This is a genomic window from Mycobacterium sp. (genome assembly GCF_049281135.1).
Taxonomy (GTDB): domain Bacteria; phylum Actinomycetota; class Actinomycetes; order Mycobacteriales; family Mycobacteriaceae; genus Mycobacterium.
This window is the reverse complement of record NZ_JBAPRN010000855.1, coordinates 1-19,448: the sequence shown is the minus strand read 5'-3', so window position 1 is coordinate 19,448 and position 19,448 is coordinate 1. Positions and strand designations below refer to the sequence as shown.

Below are 19,448 nucleotides of genomic sequence, written 5' to 3'. Positions count from 1 at the left end.
AGCCCACGTCGTTGCCGCCCGATCCGAAGGCGGCGATCAACTGTTGCGCTCCGGCATCGTCACGTACCCTGAGCACAGGAATTCGTCAGCGCGGGCGGGATATCCGGGAGGGGAACCCATCCAGCGCGGGCATCCGGAGCGACCGACCGGGGAGGGGACGGAGAGAGGACCGGAGATGATTGACGGACCATCGGACAGCGCCTCAGGCAAAGCTGTCACGGGCTCCGCATCGTCATCCGCGGCCGACGAGTTCCAGCCTGACGTCCCCACCGATCTCCATGTGGGCACCGTCGCGGCGCCGGAAGCCTCGACGCCGTCCAACGGCGAATCGTCCGACCGCGACCTCGAGACCACCGCGTTCGGCACCAATGACCCGATCGAGTTCGATGTGCCGAGCTCGCCTGGCTCCGACTCGGCTGCGACCGCAGACGAACAGCTGCTGGTCCCCGGTGCCAGCATCGCTCGCGGTCGCTACCGGCTGCTGGTCTTTCATGGCGGGGCGCCGCACACCCAGTTCTGGCAAGCACTGGACACCGCGCTGAATCGGCAGGTCGCACTGACTTTCGTCGATCCGGACGCAACGCTTCCCGACGAGCATCTCCGCGAGATCCTGGCCCGCACCATGCGGCTGAGCCGCATCGACAAAATCGGCATCGCCCGAATCCTCGACGTCGTTCACACCGGCAGCGGCGGCCTGGTGGTCACCGAATGGGTGCGGGGCGGTTCGCTGCAGGAGGTGGCCGACACCTCGCCGTCGGCCGCGGGCGCTTCGCGCGCGATGCAGACTCTGGCCGCCGCGGCCGAGGCCGCTCACCACGCCGGCGTCGCGCTGTCGATCGACCATCCCAGCCGGGTCCGGGTCAGCATCGAAGGCGATGTCGTGCTGGCGTTTCCGGCGACGATGCCGGACATCAGTCCCGACGACGACATCCGCGGCATCGGCGCCGCGCTGTACGCGTTGCTGGTCAACCGGTGGCCGCTGCCCGAATCCGGATCACCCAGCGGGATGGCGCAGGCGCCGCGAGATTCCGCCGGCCAGCCACTCGAGCCCAGCGCCATCGACGGCGACATCCCGTTCCAGATTTCCGCGGCGGCCGCCCACTCGCTGCAGGGTGATGGTGGGATACGCAGTGCGGCAACGCTTTTGAATCTGCTCCAGCAGGCGACCGTGGTGGCCGACCGTACCGAGCTGCTCGCCCCCATCAGCGACGCCGATCCTACGCCGGCCCCCCCGCGTCCGAGCCGGGCCCGCACACCCGACATCGACGAGGCGCACACGCGCGCGCGCCGGCGCCGCGCCATCACGATCTGGGTTAGCGCCGGCGCGGCGGTGCTGCTGGTCGCGCTGCTGATCTTGGCCTCGGTCATCACCCGGATGTTCGGGGACGTCACTGGTCTCGACAAAGATCAGCTCGGCCTCAACGGGCCGTCGACCAGCTCCAGCGCCGGCGCGGCGGCGGGCAGCATCGTCAAGCCGGTGAAGGCGACCGTGTTCTCCCCCGGTGGCGAGCCCGACAACCCCGGGCAAGCCGGGCAGGCGATCGACGGCAACCCGGCCACGTCGTGGGACACCGACACCTACCACGACGCAGTCCCGTTCCCTGGTTTCAAGAGCGGTATCGGCCTGCTGCTGCAGCTACCCCAAGCCACCGTGGTGGGCACGGTCAACGTCGACGTCCCCAGCACCGGGACGAAGATCCAGATCCGCTCGTCGGCGACGGCGACACCCAGCAGGCTCGAGGACACTACCGCGCTGACGCAACCGGTCTCGGTGCACCCAGGCCACAACAGTATTCCGGTCAACGCGTCGTCGCCCACATCGTATGTCCTGGTGTGGATTCCGACGATGGGCACCACGAACGGCGCCAGCCGTACCGGACTCTCCGAGGTCACGGTTCAGGCGAAGTCCTGATAGCGGACTGACAGCGCCATCATCGAGTGAAGTGCCGGGCACCGGGTCATTGGTTACTGTCCGGCCGTGGGCTCCACGCAGGTTCGGCAGGAACGTCCCGGGCGACGTAGCGACGCCGAACTGTTGGCCGCTCACGTCGCGGGCGATCGCTATGCCTTCGAGGAGCTGTTCCTTCGCCATCACCGGCAACTGCACCGGGTCGCCCGGCTGACCAGCCGCAGCGCCGAGGACGCCGAGGACGCGCTGCAGGAGGCGATGGTGTCGGCGCACCGGGGCGCCGCATCGTTTCGGCACCACGCCGCCGTCAGCAGTTGGCTGCACCGCATCGTCGTCAATGCTTGCCTGGATCGGTTGCGGCGCAACAGGACCCACCCGACTACTGTCCTCGACGACCGGCATCCGGTGCCGGATCGGACCGCGCAGGTCGACACCGCGATCGCGGTGCAGCGGGCACTGATGCGCCTGCCCGTCGAGCAGCGCGCCGCGGTGGTTGCCGTTGATATGCACGGTTATTCGGTCGCCGACACCGCCCGGCTGCTCGGGGTCGCCGAAGGCACCGTCAAGAGTCGTTGCGCGCGGGCCCGGGCCCGGTTGGCCGCGATCCTCGGATACCTGCACAGCGACACCCACCGACCGGCCGGCTAACCCCCATTCAGGTCCGAACCGACTCAACGGCACGCCGGGAGGGCTGCCTGCGACGCGCTGGCGCAGATGCGGTTTCGCTGTAGTGGCATGTCGTCCCACCGATCGTCTTGGCCTGATACATCGCGGCGTCGGCGGCGTGCAGGATTTCCGCGGCGCAGCGCTGCTCGTCGGAGTGCACGGCGACGACGCCGATGCTGGCACCGATGTTGACGCGAGTCGTCACTGTGCAATCACCTACGGCGGGGATGCGGATCGGCTTGCGCAGCGCCGTATGCAGCCGCCTGACGAGAGCGTTGACTTTGACGCGCTGGATCGGTGCCGCCAGCAGCGCCACGAACTCGTCGCCGCCGACTCGCCCGACGACATCATCGGGGCCCAGAGCCGCCCGGAGCCGCTGCGAGGCGACTTCGAGGACCGTGTCGCCCGCATGATGACCCAACTCGTCGTTGATGACTTTGAACTTGTCAAGATCTATGAAAAGTACAGTGCCCCAACGATATTTGGCGGATCCGATCGCGTCGTTGATCAATGCCACCAGGTGGGCCCGGTTAGGTAGCCCGGTCAAGACATCGTGGGTGGCTTGGTAAGCGAGCTGCCGGTGGGCATTGTGCTGGTCGGTGATGTCCACGATCGACATCAACACCGAGGACCGGTCCGGATCGTTAGGATCCAGCAGCGACCAGTTGATCGATACCCATATCCGCTCGCCATCACTCAACCGGTCGAGACCGTAGATGCGGCCTCGGCGCGGGCTGCGCTTGAGGGTCTCCATAACCGGGCGCTGGTCCCAGGTGAGCAGCCGGCCGCTTGCGTCGTACACCGGCACCTCGGTCACTTTCGCGAACTCGACGGCACCGACGCCGCCGAATATACGTAATGTCGCGGGGTTGGCCGATTCCACCGTGCCGTCTGCGCCGATGACGACGACCCCCTCTTGCAGAGAAGCGACCACGGTCTGGCAGGTCTGCTCGATTCGCCGCAAGGCCGTGTGGTTTGCGCACAAGACGACATACCCGTCGTCCATCCGGGACACCGACATGCGCACCGCCAGCTCCGAGCCGTCGGCGGCCCGGTGGGTGGTGTGCACGACGCCCCCGCCGGCGACGATGCCGGCCAGATCGAGATCGGCGCCGACCACCCCGCCGATCGGTAGGCCCAACGCGTCCACCGCTGACCGGCGATAGATCGCCTCGGCCGCCGGATTCCAGCTGGTGACACATCCCGACGTGGTTGTGGAGATGAACGCGTCGCTGACGTGCGCGACCAGCGCCGCCTGCAAGCGCAGCCGCGCTTCGGTGGCCTTTTGCTCGCTGACGTCGCGGAACACCACCTTGTGGGCGGGCCTGCCCGCCCACTGCGTCCGGATGGCGAGCGCTTCTACCTCACGCGTGACACCGTCAAGGGTCACGATCGCCATTTCCAGCGGCGGGCTCGCATCCCCATCATGCTGCCGCGCGGCGATCTGAGCGCGCACCGCGCCGCGCGAATCCGGGTGGATGAAATCGGTGACCTTTCGACCGAGCAGCTGTCCGGCCGACTGCGCACCCATCTTGCGCACCAACGTCTGGTTGACGTAGACGTAGCGGCCGTCGGCATGAACACACATGGCGACCGGGCTGTGATCGAGTAGCCAGCGGTATTGCTGATCGGCCTCGATTTCCTGAGACTTCTCGACAAGAGCGAGCGGCTGTACACACTCGCTGCTTTTCAGGGCGATTCCTGCCACCGCGTTCTCCCGACGTGGTTGACCAGCATTTTTCCAGCGTCGGCACGGCAGGCCCGGGTGTCCACGCCGCTCAGTTCGCCCCTAAAAACTGAATATTCCTCAGCTTTTTCTGAGTTTAGACTCATGTGGCGGTTTACGTCACCCCACTGGACGAATCCCTTATGGCATTCAAGTAAACGATGCCGGAGACTGGCGGGGATGGCTGACGACGAGCGCGACGATCCGCCGCTGAACGTCGATTCCCTCGCCTCCCTACAGGCCGGGCTGCACGACGACAAGACTGCCGCTCGGCTGCGCAGGAAGGTCCGCACCGATCCGGACGCCCGGCAGACCATGGACGCGCTGGACCGGGTCCGCGGTGACGTCGCCGCGCTGAGCAGCGCCGGGTCGTCGGCACCCGAGGTCGACCCGGCGGTCGTCAACCGGACCAGGACCGCGCTGCGCGCTCAGCACGGCGTCCGACGGGGCGGTCTCCCCCGCTCGGCGCGGCTCGTGGTCGCTCTGAGCGGGTTGACCGCGATCGCCGTCGCCGCCTGGCTGGGGACCCGGGCGCTGATCACGGCGCCCGCGGCGACGACGAGCAGGCCGACCACCATCGAACACATCACCGTCTCGCGTCCGCCGCTGACCATTCCGTTGTCCGATCAGCAGATCCTCGCCGTGGTCGACCGTGAGCCGGATTTCGGCCCGCTGACCGATCCGCGCCGCCGCGCGTCATGCCTGTCCGGTTTGGGCTATCCGGCCAACGCCCGGGTGCTGGGCGCCCGGCCAATCGAGATCGCCGGACATCCGGCTGTTCTTCTGGTGTTGCCGGGCGACGCGCCCGGTGGCGTCAAAGCGCTCGCCGTGGCGCCGACCTGCAGTGCAGCCAACACCGGCCTGTCGGCTGACAGGATGGTCACCCGGCCGTAGTGTTCGCGGGAACAGCACCGCATACCCTGGCGTTCCAGTGCTTTGAAGCGGTTCCAAGTACTCGAAAGGTTGGTATGAGTTCCTCAACCAGCACCGTTCACGACGTGATCGTCATCGGCTCCGGACCCGCCGGCTACACCGCGGCGCTCTATGCGGCGCGCGCGCAACTGGCACCGGTGGTCTTCGAAGGAGTCTCGTTCGGTGGAGCCCTGATGACCACGACCGAAGTCGAGAACTATCCCGGCTTCCGCGAGGGCATCCAAGGCCCCGAGCTGATGGACCAGATGCGCGAGCAGGCACTGCGATTCGGTGCCGATCTGCGCATGGAGGACGTCGAATCGGTGTCGCTCGACGGCCCGGTCAAATCCGTCACCACCTCCGAAGGCGAGACCCTGCGCGCCCGCGCCGTCATCTTGGCGATGGGCGCCGCGGCACGCTACCTGCACGTGCCCGGTGAGCAGGAGTTGCTCGGCCGCGGCGTGAGCTCGTGTGCCACCTGCGATGGCTTCTTCTTCCGCGACCAGGACATCGCGGTGATCGGCGGCGGCGACTCCGCGATGGAGGAGGCCACCTTCCTGACGAAGTTCGCCCGCAGCGTCACCCTGGTGCACCGCCGCGACGAGTTCCGCGCCTCCAAGATCATGCTCGACCGGGCCCGCGCCAACGACAAGATCAAGTTCGTCACCAACAGCGCCGTGGTCTCCGTCGAAGGCGAGTCCACCGTGACCGGCTTGCGGCTGCGCGACACCGTGACCGGCAAGGAGTCCACCCTGCCGGTGACCGGGGTGTTCGTCGCGATCGGTCACGACCCGCGCTCCGCGCTGGTGAGCGGTGCGATCGACCTCGACCCGGACGGCTATGTGCTGGTGAAGGGCAACTCGACCTACACCTCGGTCGACGGCGTGTTTGCCGCGGGCGACTTGGTCGATCACACCTACCGGCAGGCGATCACCGCCGCGGGCACCGGTTGTTCCGCGGCCATCGATGCCGAGCGCTGGCTGGCCGAGCAGGCCGAGCCGGGCGAGCGCACCCAGACCAAATCCGCCGGAACACCGGCGACGGCTTCCCTCTGATTGGAGAACGCACGATGACGCACACTGAATCCACCGGCACGCCTGTAGATGTTTCCGACGCGTCGTTCCAAACCGACGTGTTGGCGAGCAATACGCCTGTGCTGGTTGACTTTTGGGCAGCGTGGTGTGGACCGTGCAAGATGGTCGCGCCGGTGCTGGCCGAAATCGCCGCCGAGACCGCGGGACAGTTGACCATCGCCAAACTCGATGTCGACGCAAACCCCGAGACCGCGCGCAACTTTGACGTGGTGTCGATCCCGACGCTGATCTTGTTCAAGGACGGCGAACCGGTCAAGCGGATCGTCGGCGCCAAGGGTAAAGCGGCGTTGCTGCGCGAGCTTTCTGACGCGGTTCCCAACGTCGGGTAGCCGGTGAGAGATCGACGCGCTTTGCCTGGCGTTTTTCCGAAAACCTTAAGGATCTGAGACAATACCGCCAAGCCTGTCAAACAATCGGCAGGGCTTCTAGCACCGGCTCACCGGAGGCCCTTGGAATGTCGAGACCGCATCGCGGCGCCGGCGAAGCGTTGCGCCGTGGTGACCGTAACGCCGCGGTCACCGACATCCGGGCGTCGCTGGCCGCATTGGGCCATCTGGATGGCGCGGATGCGGATCTGAACACCGGAAGGCACCTCGCGGTCGACGTATTCGACGACGAGCTCGACCACGCGGTACGGGCGTTTCAGCAGCACCGCGGGTTGCTCGTCGACGGCATCGTCGGCGAAGCCACCAACCGGGCGTTGCGGGAAGCGTCCTATCGGTTGGGTGCGCGCACGCTGCATCATCAGTTCGGTGCGCCGATGTACGGCGACGACGTCGCTACACTGCAGGCCAGGCTGCAGGATCTCGGTTTCTACACCGGCTTGGTCGACGGATACTTCGGCTTGCAGACCCACAACGGGTTGATGTCCTACCAACGCGAGTCCGGCCTCTACGCCGACGGCATCTGTGGCCCGGAAACGTTGCGCTCCTTGTACTTTCTCTCCTCAAGGGTGACCGGCGGCTCGCTGCACGCCATTCGTGAAGAGGAGCAGGTGCGGAGATCAGGCCCGAAGTTGTCGGGCAAGCGGATCATCATCGATCCGGGTCGCGGCGGCAACGACCACGGTCTGATCGCACACGGCTCCGCAGGACCGATCAGCGAGTCAGACATCTTGTGGGACTTGGCAAGTCGCCTCGAAGGCCGGATGACCGCGATCGGCATGGAGACGTTCCTGTCCCGGCCGACCAACCGCAGCCCGTCCGACCACGAGCGCGCGGCCACCGCCAACGCCGTCGGCGCCGACCTGATGATCAGCCTGCGCTGCGAGACCCAGGCCAGCCCGTCGGCCAGCGGCGTCGCATCGTTCCACTTCGGGAACTCGCATGGTTCGGTGTCCACCATCGGCCGCAATCTCGCCGACTTCATTCAGCGAGAAGTAGTGGCGCGCACCGGTTTACGGGATTGCCGCACCCATGGCCGAACCTGGGATCTGCTCCGGCTGACTCGGATGCCCACCGTCCAGGTCGACATCGGCTACATCACCAACCCACACGACCGCGAGCTGCTGGTCACCACGCAGACCCGCGATGCGATTGCCGAGGGCATCCTGGCGGCGGTCAAGCGGCTCTACCTGCTCGGCAAGAACGATCGCCCCACCGGCACATTCACCTTCGCCGAATTGCTTGCTCACGAGTTGGCCGTGGAGCAGGCCGGTCGGGTCACCGGCACCTAGCCGACGGCGCCGGCGAGCCCGCCGCGACCGGCAGTTGCAACGCCGCGCTCTCCAGCAGCCGGTCCAGGGCCGCCTCGACTTCGGCCTTCCACCCCAGACCCTCCTCCAGCTCGAGCCGCAGCCGCGGGAAGTATGGATGCGGTGCCACCACAACGAATCCCACGTCGCGCAGGAAGTCGGCGTCGATCACGCAGTGCTCGGCCGAGCAGTCACCCAACACCTCGAGCACTGGCTGTAGCTCGGGGTCGGTGCTGGGCAGGTTGGCCAACTCCGCGACGAGCTCGGTGCGGCCGAATGCCTCCAGCGCCCGCACACCGCGGCGAACCAATTCGTCGACTACCCGCGCGACGAGACTGTGCGGAAGTTCGTCGGCCGCCGGCCCGGGTTCCACCCGCATCGACGTCAACAGCACCGCGTCGGCGGAGACCGGCGCGGTGGGAAACCGGTGTGCCCGTGGCACTGTGCGGGGCGGGGCGTAGAAGGCGTAGCCCAGGCAAACCGACTCGCCTGGACCGTCGTCCGCCGGCGCGGCCATGGCCACTTGGCCACACGATCCCCACTCCAGCATGACCATCGACAGCCACGCTTCCTTCTCGAATTCCGGATCTGCGAGCTGATCTTGTTGGCCGAGGGTCGCGGGGTCGACTTCCCAGAAGACGCAGCGGCGGGCGTGTTTCGGAAGCTGGTCGAAGGCTTCGAGTCGCAGCGGTGTGATTCGGGCAGACACTAGACTCCTGGGCCTCTGTGGGGCGGTGCCATTGTGCGCTGCTCCTCCTCGGGCCAACCCGGGCCTCGTCGTCGCGGCGCGGTCGCTGATGGCCCGGTTTCCCCGCGAGCGGGTAGTGCCCCCACCCCGCAGCCGAGCGTACCCCCAGGATGGGGGCGGCCGCGATACCCGAGCGGGGCCGCTTTCGGGCCCCGCTGCGCCGTCCGAGGGGCGGCGTCGGGCCCACCAACCGCCCGCAGCATGCCCGACCGCGTACCAGCATCGAAACAGTCTGGTGCACAGCCGGATTCGGAAAATTGTGGCATCTCAGAGCGGGCCTGATCTGGCTGATTGTCACAGTGACGTAACGAGTCGGTGTAGTACGTTCAGCCCTTTGGCGCGTTCATCAATTCGACAATGCGTTGCAAATCGTCGACCGAGCCGAACTCGACCACGATCTTGCCTTTGCGCTTACCCAGGCTCACCGTGACGCGGGTGTCGAACGCACTGGAGAGCTGTTCGGCCACATCCTGGAGGCCGGGCATGTGGATCGGCTTGCGTCGCGGCGGCGCCGGTTGACTCGGCTCGCTCCGATTGGCGAGTGTGACCGCCTCCTCGGTGGCCCGCACCGACAATCCCTCGGCGACGATCCGCGCGGCAAGCGCCTCCTGCGCTTCCGCTCCAGCCTCCAGCGACAGCAGCGCCCGGGCGTGCCCGGCTGACAGCACCCCGGCCGCGACCCGGCGCTGGACCGCGATCGGCAGGCGCAGCAACCGGATCATGTTTGTGATCAGCGGGCGCGACCGACCGATCCGGGCGGCGAGTTCTTCGTGGGTGACATCGAACTCGTCGAGCAGTTGCTGGTAGGCCGCGGCCTCTTCCAACGGGTTCAACTGCGCTCGGTGGATGTTTTCCAGGAGGGCGTCGCGCAGCAGATTGTCGTCGGCCGTTTCCCGCACAATCGCGGGGATGGCGGTCAGGCCTGCCGTCTGGGCCGCGCGCCAGCGCCGCTCCCCCATGACGAGTTGGTAGCGCGCTCCACTAGGCGCGTTGAGAGCGCGGACCACGATCGGCTGCATGAGGCCGAACTCGCGGATCGAGTGCACGAGTTCCGAGAGCGCTTCGTCGTCGAACACCTGCCGCGGCTGACGCGGGTTCGGCTCGATCAGAGCCGGATCAATTTCCCGGTACACCGCACCGATGTCGGTCGGGGCGCCGGCGGGTATGGGTCCGCCGAACATCACGTCGGCGGCCGCGGCGCCGAGTCGCGGCCCGTGCGGCGTTGGGTCCTCGCCGCTCTCGGCCGGCCCGGTGGGAATCAGCGAAGCCAGGCCTCGTCCGAGGCCGCCTTTTCTACGCGACGGTTGACTCATCGACGGTCCCCTTCATCGGCTGCTGGTCGACCGCGCTCGGCGAGTTCGCGGCTGGCGTCGAGGTAACTCATCGCACCGCGGGACCCGGGATCGTAATCGATGATGGTCATGCTGTAGCCCGGCGCTTCGGAGACTTTCACGCTGCGCGGGATCACGGTGCGTAACACTTTGGTTCCAAAGTAGCGACGGACTTCGTCGGCTACCTGGTCGGCCAGCTTGGTCCGTCCGTCGTACATCGTGAGGATCACGGTGCTGACGTCCAGCCTCGGATTCAGGTGGGCCTTCACCATCTCGATGTTGCTCATCAGCTGCGACACTCCTTCCAGCGCGTAGTACTCGCACTGGATGGGGATCAGCACCTCGGGTGCCGCGACCAATGCGTTGATCGTCAGCAGTCCCAGCGAGGGTGGGCAGTCGATGAAGACGTAGTCGAAGTCGACGGTGTCGAGCTCGGCCAGCGCGGTCTTCAACCGGTTTTCCCGGGCGACCATGCTCACCAATTCGATCTCGGCGCCGGCCAGGTCGATAGTCGACGGCACGCAGAAAAGTTGGGCGCTGTGCGGACTCTGGCGCATCGCCTCCTTCAGATTGATCTCGCCGAGAAGTACCTCATACGACGACGGGGTCCCCGAGTGCCGGTCGGTGATGCCCAGCGCGGTGCTGGCGTTGCCCTGCGGGTCGAGATCGATGACGAGCGTCCGGAGCCCCTGGACGGCCAGCGCCGCCGCCAGGTTGACCGCGGTCGTGGTCTTACCGACGCCGCCCTTCTGGTTGGCGATCGTGAACAGGCGGCGATGGCTGGGTCGGCTCAGCGGCTCGTAAGACTTCGAGAGCACCTGCATCGCGCGCTCGGCGGCCGCTCCGATTGGAGTGTCCGACTCCGATGTTTCACGTGAAACATCCACGACTCCGCCCGGGCCGAACGGGTCATGTGGGGCATTCATAGGCTCTCTCTCTTCGACCGTCGGCGCGACGGCTGCCGGGCCGATTCCGGCTTCCCTCGCCACGCAACCACCACCGTCGTCGGTGGGGATAAACAGCTCACGCCACATTGCACCACCCTGGCATCCATCGCGCCCAACTTGGTCATCACGCGCCGATGCTCGAGGAGTTCGTCGGGGGCACGTTCGCCTTTGATCGCCACCATGCGGCCGCCCGGTCGGAGCAGCGGCAGGCTCCAGCGGGTCAGCTTGTCTAGCGATGCCACGGCCCGCGATACCACTGCATCGCATCCGCCGGCGGCGTGCCGGACCGCTGCGTCCTCGGCGCGTCCGCGTATCACCTCGACATCGAGCCCGAGATCGGCGACGGCCATGCGTAGAAACTCGGCTCGGCGTGACAGCGATTCCACCAGCACCACCCGGACTCCAGGCTTCGCGATCGCGACCGGCAGCCCCGGAAGACCGGCGCCGCTACCGATGTCCGCCACCCGCTCCCCTGGCTCCAAGAGCTCGGCAACCGCGGCGCAGTTCAGGAGATGGCGGTCCCACAACCGCTCGACTTCACGGGGTCCGATGAGTCCCCACTCGACTCCCATGTCGGCCAACAGCTCTGCGTAGCGCTCGGCCGCGCCAATCCGCTCACCGAAGATCTTGGCCGCGGAATCCGGCGGTGGTGGTACTTGGGCTACAGCACGGTCACGGGAGTCGACATGTTTCACGTGAAACATCCCTCCCGTTCCGTGCCCGCTGTTGGCGCGCGCGAACTACATAGATGTAACTCGGTGCTCGCTCAGTCGACCAAGACGACGACTCGGCGCCCTGGCTCGACGCCTTCGCTCTCGCTGTGAACCCCGCTGATCGCTGCGACGGCGTCATGAACGATCTTGCGCTCAAACGGCGTCATCGGTGCGAGTTCCTCGCGTTCGCCGCTTTCCAGCACCCGCTTGGCAACCTTGTCGCCCAGCGCCGCCAACTCCTCGCGGCGGCCGCGGCGCCAGCTGGCGATGTCGAGCATCAGCCGGCTGCGCACACCGGTCTTCTGGTGCACCGCGAGCCGGGTCAGCTCCTGCAGCGCATCGAGCACCTCTCCCTTACGGCCCACCAACTTGGACAGGTCGTCGCTGCCGTCGATGCTGACGATCGCGCGGCTACCCTCCACGTCCAGGTCTATGTCGCCATCGAAGTCCAGTAGATCGAGCAGCTCCTCCAAGTAGTCGCCGGCGATTTCTCCCTCGGCCACCAAGCGCTCTTCCAGATCGCCCTCACCGTCGCCCTCGACCGGAGCCGCGCCGTTGACGGCCTCCTCCAGATCCTCGGGGTTCGCGGCCTCGTGCGTATCAGGTCCGTTGGTTTCGACATCGGTCATATCTGCTTCCTTCCCTTCCCGTACCCGGGACCTCGCCCGGTTAAGTCTGTCGTCCGATCGCACCGCAGCACCTCGTGTCGATTCGGCGGGCCCGTAGGTTAGCGTCTGCGCTTCTTCGGCTTGGCTCCCGGCCGCGGCGCACGGCTGACTGGCTCGCCGGCCTCCGGCGAATCCGCGGCCGCACCGTTCCCCTCAGCACTGTCGCTGGCCGACGCACCGTTACCGCCGGGCGACGGATTCCGCGTCGACCGCTTCGGTTTGGCACCGGGCGCGGGCGCGTTCGCAGACCGCCGCTCGATCGCCTCGCGCTTCTTTTCCTCGTCCTCGCGCTCGATCATCCGGAACACGTAGTGCTGCTGCCCGAACGTCCAGATGTTGTTGGCGAACCAGTAGAAGATGATCGCCAGTGGCAGGAACGGCCCGCCGACCACGACGCCGAGCGGGAACACGTACAGCGCCAACTTGTTCATCATCGCGGTCTGCGGGTTGGCCGCGGCCTCCACGCTCTGCCGGGCCACCGACGCGCGGCTGTTGAAGTAGGTCGCGATGCCGGCCAGGATCATCACCGGCACGCCGACGGCCGCGACGGCCGGCCGGCTGAACTCACTGAACGCCTCAAGGCTGGCTCCGCGTTGCGTCATGCTGGCGCCGATCGGTGCGCCGAACAGGTTGGCGTTGAGGAAGTGATTCACGTCCGCGACGCTGAAAACATAGTTGCCCAACTGGCGGTTGCGCTCGGGCGACAGACCCAGCTGTCCGATGCCGGTCGAGGTCCGGTTGAAGCACCGAAGCACGTGATACAGGCCGAGGAAGACCGGGATCTGCACCAGCATGGGCAGGCAGCCCAGGATGGGATTGAACCCGTGTTCCTTCTGCAGCTTCTGCATCTCCAGCGCCATCCGCTGGCGGTCCTTGCCGTACTTCTTCTGCAGCGCCTTGATCTGTGGTTGCAGCTCCTGCATCTGGCGGGTGGTGCGGATCTGGCGGACGAACGGGTTGTACAAGATCGCGCGCAGGGTGAAGACGAGGAACATCACCGACAGCGTCCAGGTGAAGAAGCTCGTCGGACCCAGGCCCGGTACCGCCGAAAAGGCCTTGTACCAAAGCCACATGATCGCCGAGACGGGGTAATAGAAATAGTCAAGGCTGAACGGATCAAAGGACAACAGAATCACTCTCCCCTAGCGGTGCTGGGGTGACCCAGTCTTGGACGCCGGCTCCCCGGCGCTCCGGTACCGGATCCCACCCTCCCCGATGCCACGGACCACACTTCGCCAACCGGACCGCGGCCAGCCAGCTCCCCCGGACCAACCCGAACTGCGCCAGCGCGTCGACCGCGTACTGACTACAGGTCGGGGTGAAGCGGCATGTCGGCAATCGCAACGGCGACACCATGTGGCGGTAAAGCTGGATAACGAAAATCAACCCCCGGATGACCGCCGACTCGGCGCGTCGTACGGATCGAGCGCACCGTGACGTTATGTCATTCACCGTTTCGGCCCCGCCATCTCGATACGCCGCAAGCCGGCCCGCAGCTCCTCGCCCAATCTGGCGGAGACAACATCCCGACTGCTGGGCAGCGCACGGATCACGATGTGCTCCGACCGGTTGCATCCGTCCAGCACGTCACGCCCCACATGGCGGAGCCGCCGAGACAGTCGATGGCGTTGCACGGCGGATCCGACCGATCGCGAAACGATCAGTCCAAGCTTCGGATCACCTGTCGCGCGCCGCATATAAATCACCAGATCCGGCTGCACAGCTCGCTTCCCGTGCTTGACCGTGGCGTCGAAATCGGTCGACCGCGTCATGCGGTTCCGCGCGGAAAGCACCGCTGTCCCACCGGGTTGGATATCAAGCAGTTAGTGAGCGGCGGCCTTTGCCACGCCGATTCGACACGATGGCGCGGCCGGCCCTGGTCCGCATCCGCAGACGGAAGCCGTGCACGCGGGCACGGCGCCGGTTATTCGGCTGGAAGGTCCGCTTGCCCTTTGCCACGACTCTCTCCTTGCTGCATCTGGCATCGTGTTCGACCCGGTTCCCCGGGCCGGTGGGTCATGCTTGCCCACACGACGCCTCGATAGGCTTTGTGTCTAGCTTGGTACCCGGCGCAGCCTCCGCGCTTGATGCTCGGATCGCAGCCGTATCGCCGACTTTCGGGCGACTGTATGAGGGTACTGACCGGCGTTCGCCCGGTCAAACCTGGCCAGAATGACCGGTGCTCTGGACGCTGATCCTTCACTGACGTCACACCCGCCACCGGTCTGCCTAGCAATGTTCGTCAAACCCTTCCGAATGTTGCAGAACGGTTGGCCGTGAGCGACGAAAACTGTTAGCTTCGGGCGGTGCTGTTTCATACCGAAACGGCGCTAGACAACGAAGCGAGGGTGGCAGATCGGCCTGCTAGCCAGCTGACTTCTGTTGGTTGTATCGAGCGCCGATCCCGCAAAGGTTGCGGCATGGCAATGGCTGTCCTGTCCACACTTGTGGATAACCATGTGGACAGTTCGTTGTCGCAGGTAACGGTTGTACTTCGACGTCAAATCAGGGGGACCCGTCGTTGACCGAGGACCCCGGATCAAGCTTCGCCACGGTCTGGAGCGCGGTCGTCTCCGAACTCAACGGCGAACTCGCCACCGACAGCACCGCACTCAACGGTGAGCCGTATGTTCCACCGCTCACACCGCAGCAGCGCGCGTGGCTGAACCTCGTACAGCCGCTCACGATTGTCGAAGGATTTGCCCTTCTCGCCGTCCCGAGCAGTTTCGTACAGAACGAGATCGAACGTCACCTCCGCACCCAGATCACCGAGGCGCTCAGCCGTCGGCTCGGACAACAGATCGAGCTCGGCGTACGGATCTCCCCGCTGGCCGGCGACGAGTCCGAGGACGCCATCGGCGCCGGAGTCGACGAGCCGATCTCCGACCTCGACGAGATCGATGAAGACGGCGAGGCCCTGGCCAGTGCTCACCAAAACTGGCCGTCGTACTTCTCCGAGCGTCCGCACAACACCGCGGCCGACGCGGCCGCCGGCCTCAGCTTGAACCGCCGCTACACCTTCGACACATTCGTCATCGGCGCCTCGAACCGGTTCGCCCACGCTGCGGCGCTGGCGATCGCGGAGGCGCCGGCCCGGGCCTACAACCCCCTCTTCATCTGGGGCGAGTCCGGACTCGGTAAGACCCACCTGCTGCACGCCGCCGGCAACTACGCCCAGCGGCTGTTCCCCGGCATGCGGGTCAAGTACGTCTCGACCGAAGAATTCACCAACGACTTCATCAACTCCCTGCGCGACGACCGCAAGGTGGCGTTCAAACGCAGCTACCGCGATGTCGACGTGCTGCTCGTTGACGACATCCAGTTCATCGAAGGCAAAGAAGGTATCCAGGAAGAGTTCTTCCACACCTTCAATACGCTGCACAACGCCAACAAGCAGATTGTCATCTCTTCCGACCGGCCACCCAAACAGCTTGCAACACTTGAAGATCGGCTGAGAACCCGGTTCGAGTGGGGGCTGATCACCGACGTTCAGCCGCCGGAGCTGGAAACCCGCATCGCCATCTTGCGCAAGAAAGCACAGATGGAGCGCCTTAACGTTCCCGACGACGTGCTCGAGCTGATCGCCAGCAGCATCGAACGCAACATCCGCGAGCTGGAAGGCGCACTGATCCGTGTCACCGCGTTCGCCTCGCTGAACAAGGCGCCGATCGACAAAGCTCTGGCCGAGATCGTGTTGCGCGACCTGATCGCCGATGCCAGCACCATGCAGATCAGCGCGGCGACGATCATGGCGGCCACCGCGGAGTACTTCGACACCACGGTCGAGGAACTACGTGGCCCCGGCAAGACCAGGGCCCTGGCCCAGTCGCGGCAGATCGCCATGTATTTATGTCGCGAACTGACAGACCTGTCGCTGCCCAAGATCGGCCAGGCCTTCGGCCGCGACCACACCACGGTGATGTACGCGCAGAAGAAAATCCTGTCGGAGATGGCCGAGCGACGCGAGATCTTCGATCACGTCAAAGAGCTCACGACGCGGATTCGCCAGCGCTCCAAGCGCTGATATTTCCGGCAGGATTCCAAAAAACTTCTACCTCGGCCACAACACCTGTCACACGATCGGCTGTGGATGCCGCTGTGCGCAACACTGCTCGCCCTCTCGCGCCAACCACTGTCTTCATGCACAGCCCCGACCGGTCCCCAACCGCTGCACACGAACCACACAACCCGGCCCCGTGTCATGCACAACCCGGTCTGCTCCCCCAGCAGCACAGACGTCATGCTGTCCCCAGCTTGCACAGGCCTTAATACTGTTATTGAAATATCTACTAGTTTGTTCTTTAGAAAACGGCGCTGGGGACAAGCCGTTCCACACCCCGGTCTTCACGCGTGAAAGCGCTGAGTGTCGCTGCTTCCGATTAGCTTTCAAGTTGGCCTCCGACGCTCTACGGTTGTGGTTCGACTGCCGTTTCGGTCGTCGGAACGGATTACCGGCACGGGCGTCCGTCGGCGGGGAATACCGCGCCTCACGTGGGGTGGATCCGCTGACGTTGGCCTTGCTGTTCGGGGTGATGAAGGGACGCAATGGACGTGGCGACGACCACAGTCGGCCTGACCGACTTGAAGTTCCGCCTGGTGCGGGACGACTTCGCTGACGCGGTGGCGTGGGTTGCGCGGACCCTGCCGACCAGGCCCACCGTGCCGGTGCTGGCCGGCGTGCTGTTGACCGGCTCGGATGACGGCCTGACAGTCTCCGGATTTGATTACGAGGTCTCCGCCGAAGTTCGGTTGGCCGCTGAAATTGCCTCTCCGGGAACAGCTTTGGTGTCAGGACGGCTGTTGTCCGACATCACCAAAGCACTGCCGAACAAGCCTGTCGACGTACAGGTCGAGGGCACCAGAGTTTCGTTGGCCTGCGGAAGTGCGAAATTCTCGTTGCCGACGATGGCGGTCGAGGACTACCCGACGCTGCCGGCACTGCCCGAGGAGACTGGCGCCCTGCCGTCTGACGTGTTCGCCGAGGCGATCGGTCAGGTCGCGGTCGCGGCCGGCCGTGATGACACGTTGCCGATGCTGACCGGGATTCGCGTTGAAATCTCCGGCCAGTCGGTGGTTTTGGCTGCCACCGATCGGTTCCGGCTCGCCGTTCGTGAGCTGACGTGGTCGGCGGCTGCGCCCGATGTCGAAGCCGCGGTGTTGGTGCCGGCGAAGACGTTGTCCGAGGCGGCCAAGAGCGGTGCCGACGGTGCCGAGGTGCACTTGTCGTTGGGGGCTGGATCGGCGGTCGGCAAGGACGGATTGCTGGGCATCAGCGGAAACGGCAAACGCAGCACCACCCGACTGCTGGACGCGGAGTTCCCAAAGTTCCGGCAACTGCTGCCGACCGAGCACACCGCGGTCGCCACGGTCGGCGTGGCCGAATTGAGTGAGGCGATCAAGCGTGTTGCCCTGGTGGCCGATCGCGGCGCGCAGGTTCGGATGGAATTCTCCGACGACGTGTTGCGGCTGTCCGCGGGCGCCGACGACGTGGGTCGCGCCGAAGAGGACGTACCGGTGGAATTCGCCGGTGAACCCCTGACCATCGCATTCAACCCGACGTATCTCACCGACGGGTTGGGCTCGCTGCATTCCGAGCGGGTGTCGTTCGGGTTCACCACACCAAGCCGCCCGGCGGTGCTGCGTCCGGCCGGCGACGACGACGCGCAACCCAGCGGCAGCGGGCCGTTCCCCGCAGCTCAGACCGAGTACGTGTACCTGCTCATGCCGGTTCGTCTGCCCGGTTAGCGATTAGGTGTACGTCCGTCATCTGGGCTTGCGGGACTTCCGGTCCTGGGCGAATGTAGAGCTTGAACTGACGCCGGGGCGGACGGTGTTCGTCGGTTCGAACGGCTACGGCAAGACCAATCTTGTTGAGGCCCTGTGGTATTCGTCGACTTTGGGGTCGCATCGCGTCGCGACCGACGCGCCTCTGGTGCGCCTCGGTGCGCAGCGGGCGGTGGTGTCGACGATCGTGGTCAACGAAGGCCGCGAATGTGCGGTGGACCTGGAGATCGCGGCCGGGCGGGCCAACAAAGCGCGATTGAACCGCTCGCCGGTGCGCAGCCCCCGCGAGGTGATCGGGGTGCTGCGCGCGGTGTTGTTCGCACCGGAGGATCTGGCGCTGGTGCGGGGAGACCCAGGCGACCGACGCCGCTATCTCGACGATCTGGCCGCGGTCCGCCGACCGCGGGTAGCCGCGATTCGGGCGGACTACGAGAAAGTCCTGCGCCAGCGCACGGCTCTGCTGAAGTCAGCATCGGGCGCGCGATTCCGCGGCGACCGCGGTGCCTTGGACACCCTTGACGTGTGGGACGGTCACCTGGCCACCCACGGTGCTGAGTTGATGGCGGCCCGGATGACCTTGGTGAATGAGCTGGCGCCGGAGCTACAGAAGAGTTATCAGCTGTTGGCGCCGGCATCGCGGCCGGCGTCGATCAGCTACCACGCCAGCGTGGATATCGAGCCGGACCGCCCGGACGTGGAACTACTGCGGACCGCCCTGCTGGAGAAAATGGCCGCGCGCCGCGACGCCGAGCTCGAACGCGGCGTGTGCCTGGTGGGACCGCATCGCGACGATCTGGAGTTGCGGCTGGGCGAGCAACCTGCGAAAGGCTTTGCCAGCCATGGGGAATCGTGGTCGATGGCGTTGGCGCTGCGATTGGCCGCCTACGAATTGTTGCGCGCCGAAGGAAGCGATCCGGTGCTGTTACTCGACGACGTGTTCGCCGAACTCGACACCGCGCGCCGCGAAGCACTGGCCACAGCGGCCGCCTCCGCCGAGCAGGTGCTGGTCACCGCGGCCGTTGTCGATGACATCCCCCGGGACTGGCTGGCCGACCGGGTGGACATCACCCTCACCGACGGTGACAGCGGGCTGGCGTCGGCGGTGGTCGGTGACGTGCACGATGAGGAGGTCGACAGTTGAGTCCCGACGATGACACCCCGGACGGCGCCGCACCACCTGAGCACTTGAGTGGGATGGGCGGCATGGATCTGGTCCGGCGAGTTCTCGAAGAGGCCCGCGGCGTCGCCCGCACGCAA

19 protein-coding genes are annotated in these 19,448 nt (G+C 66.0%); 9 read left to right on the top strand and 10 right to left on the bottom strand.

Features of this window, described 5'->3' with window-relative positions:
- Window positions 1–1,912, top strand: a 1,912-nt coding sequence (locus tag WAN02_RS34090; protein ID WP_422269759.1) for a protein kinase family protein, incomplete at its 5' end; no start/stop codon positions are given.
- Window positions 1,913–1,978: 66 nt separating this feature from the next.
- The gene (gene sigM / locus WAN02_RS34085; protein WP_422269758.1) at window positions 1,979–2,557 is read left to right on the top strand and encodes an RNA polymerase sigma factor SigM; all 579 of its coding nucleotides are present in this window, start codon (window positions 1,979–1,981) and stop codon (window positions 2,555–2,557) included.
- 7 nt (window positions 2,558–2,564) lie between these two features.
- Here sigM and WAN02_RS34080 read toward each other — a convergent pair whose 3' ends face one another.
- Window positions 2,565–4,283 carry a diguanylate cyclase gene (locus WAN02_RS34080; protein ID WP_422269757.1) on the bottom strand — a complete coding sequence of 573 codons (1,719 nt, stop codon included), beginning with the start codon at window positions 4,281–4,283 and terminating at the stop codon, window positions 2,565–2,567.
- 198 nt (window positions 4,284–4,481) lie between these two features.
- On the opposite strand from WAN02_RS34080, the gene WAN02_RS34075 reads away from it, so the two are divergent.
- From WAN02_RS34075 to WAN02_RS34060, 4 genes are all read left to right on the top strand, one after another.
- Window positions 4,482–5,195, top strand: coding sequence for a hypothetical protein (locus tag WAN02_RS34075; protein WP_422269756.1), 714 nt, complete (start codon window positions 4,482–4,484; stop codon window positions 5,193–5,195).
- A gap of 74 nt (window positions 5,196–5,269) precedes the next feature.
- The gene (gene trxB / locus WAN02_RS34070; protein ID WP_422269755.1) at window positions 5,270–6,268 is read left to right on the top strand and encodes a thioredoxin-disulfide reductase; all 999 of its coding nucleotides are present in this window, start codon (window positions 5,270–5,272) and stop codon (window positions 6,266–6,268) included.
- Window positions 6,269–6,282: 14 nt separating this feature from the next.
- Complete coding sequence (trxA, locus tag WAN02_RS34065) at window positions 6,283–6,636, top strand: thioredoxin (RefSeq protein ID WP_422269754.1); 354 nt, start codon at window positions 6,283–6,285, stop codon at window positions 6,634–6,636.
- Window positions 6,637–6,761: 125 nt separating this feature from the next.
- Complete coding sequence (locus WAN02_RS34060; protein WP_422269753.1) at window positions 6,762–7,982, top strand: N-acetylmuramoyl-L-alanine amidase; 1,221 nt, start codon at window positions 6,762–6,764, stop codon at window positions 7,980–7,982.
- Here the strand turns inward: WAN02_RS34060 and WAN02_RS34055 are convergent.
- The 9 genes from WAN02_RS34055 to rpmH form a co-directional block, all read right to left on the bottom strand.
- Window positions 7,969–8,709 (bottom strand): acetyltransferase, encoded by a 741-nt coding sequence (locus tag WAN02_RS34055; protein WP_422269752.1) that lies wholly within the window; start codon window positions 8,707–8,709, stop codon window positions 7,969–7,971. The two genes, WAN02_RS34060 and WAN02_RS34055, sit on opposite strands and share 14 nt — an antisense overlap.
- A 365-nt stretch (window positions 8,710–9,074) precedes the next feature.
- Window positions 9,075–10,061, bottom strand: a complete 987-nt coding sequence (locus WAN02_RS34050; protein ID WP_422269751.1) for a ParB/RepB/Spo0J family partition protein — start codon at window positions 10,059–10,061, stop codon at window positions 9,075–9,077.
- Window positions 10,058–11,005 (bottom strand): ParA family protein, encoded by a 948-nt coding sequence (locus tag WAN02_RS34045; RefSeq protein ID WP_422269750.1) that lies wholly within the window; start codon window positions 11,003–11,005, stop codon window positions 10,058–10,060. Before WAN02_RS34045 ends, WAN02_RS34050 begins: the two co-directional genes overlap by 4 nt.
- Window positions 11,002–11,730, bottom strand: a complete 729-nt coding sequence (gene rsmG / locus WAN02_RS34040) for a 16S rRNA (guanine(527)-N(7))-methyltransferase RsmG (RefSeq protein WP_422269749.1) — start codon at window positions 11,728–11,730, stop codon at window positions 11,002–11,004. Before rsmG ends, WAN02_RS34045 begins: the two co-directional genes overlap by 4 nt.
- 62 nt (window positions 11,731–11,792) lie before the next feature.
- On the bottom strand, window positions 11,793–12,368 hold the full coding sequence (locus tag WAN02_RS34035; protein ID WP_422269748.1) for a protein jag: 576 nt from the start codon (window positions 12,366–12,368) through the stop codon (window positions 11,793–11,795).
- 98 nt (window positions 12,369–12,466) lie between these two features.
- Window positions 12,467–13,480: a membrane protein insertase YidC gene (yidC, locus tag WAN02_RS34030; protein ID WP_422269760.1), complete on the bottom strand. Its 1,014-nt coding sequence runs from the start codon at window positions 13,478–13,480 to the stop codon at window positions 12,467–12,469.
- Window positions 13,481–13,523: 43 nt separating this feature from the next.
- Complete coding sequence (gene yidD, locus WAN02_RS34025) at window positions 13,524–13,859, bottom strand: membrane protein insertion efficiency factor YidD (protein ID WP_422269747.1); 336 nt, start codon at window positions 13,857–13,859, stop codon at window positions 13,524–13,526.
- Window positions 13,856–14,200 carry a ribonuclease P protein component gene (gene rnpA / locus WAN02_RS34020; protein WP_422269746.1) on the bottom strand — a complete coding sequence of 115 codons (345 nt, stop codon included), beginning with the start codon at window positions 14,198–14,200 and terminating at the stop codon, window positions 13,856–13,858. Before rnpA ends, yidD begins: the two co-directional genes overlap by 4 nt.
- Window positions 14,201–14,222: 22 nt before the next feature.
- Window positions 14,223–14,366: a 50S ribosomal protein L34 gene (gene rpmH, locus WAN02_RS34015; RefSeq protein ID WP_293001408.1), complete on the bottom strand. Its 144-nt coding sequence runs from the start codon at window positions 14,364–14,366 to the stop codon at window positions 14,223–14,225.
- 562 nt (window positions 14,367–14,928) lie between these two features.
- Between rpmH and dnaA the strand changes: the two genes are divergently transcribed.
- The 3 genes from dnaA to recF all read left to right on the top strand — a co-directional run bounded on the left by dnaA (window position 14,929) and on the right by recF (window position 19,332).
- On the top strand, window positions 14,929–16,431 hold the full coding sequence (dnaA, locus tag WAN02_RS34010; protein ID WP_422269745.1) for a chromosomal replication initiator protein DnaA: 1,503 nt from the start codon (window positions 14,929–14,931) through the stop codon (window positions 16,429–16,431).
- A 521-nt stretch (window positions 16,432–16,952) separates the two neighbouring features.
- On the top strand, window positions 16,953–18,152 hold the full coding sequence (gene dnaN, locus WAN02_RS34005) for a DNA polymerase III subunit beta (protein ID WP_422269744.1): 1,200 nt from the start codon (window positions 16,953–16,955) through the stop codon (window positions 18,150–18,152).
- Between the two features lie 7 nt (window positions 18,153–18,159).
- Window positions 18,160–19,332 carry a DNA replication/repair protein RecF gene (gene recF, locus WAN02_RS34000; protein ID WP_422269743.1) on the top strand — a complete coding sequence of 391 codons (1,173 nt, stop codon included), beginning with the start codon at window positions 18,160–18,162 and terminating at the stop codon, window positions 19,330–19,332.
- Window positions 19,333–19,448 lie beyond the last annotated feature (116 nt).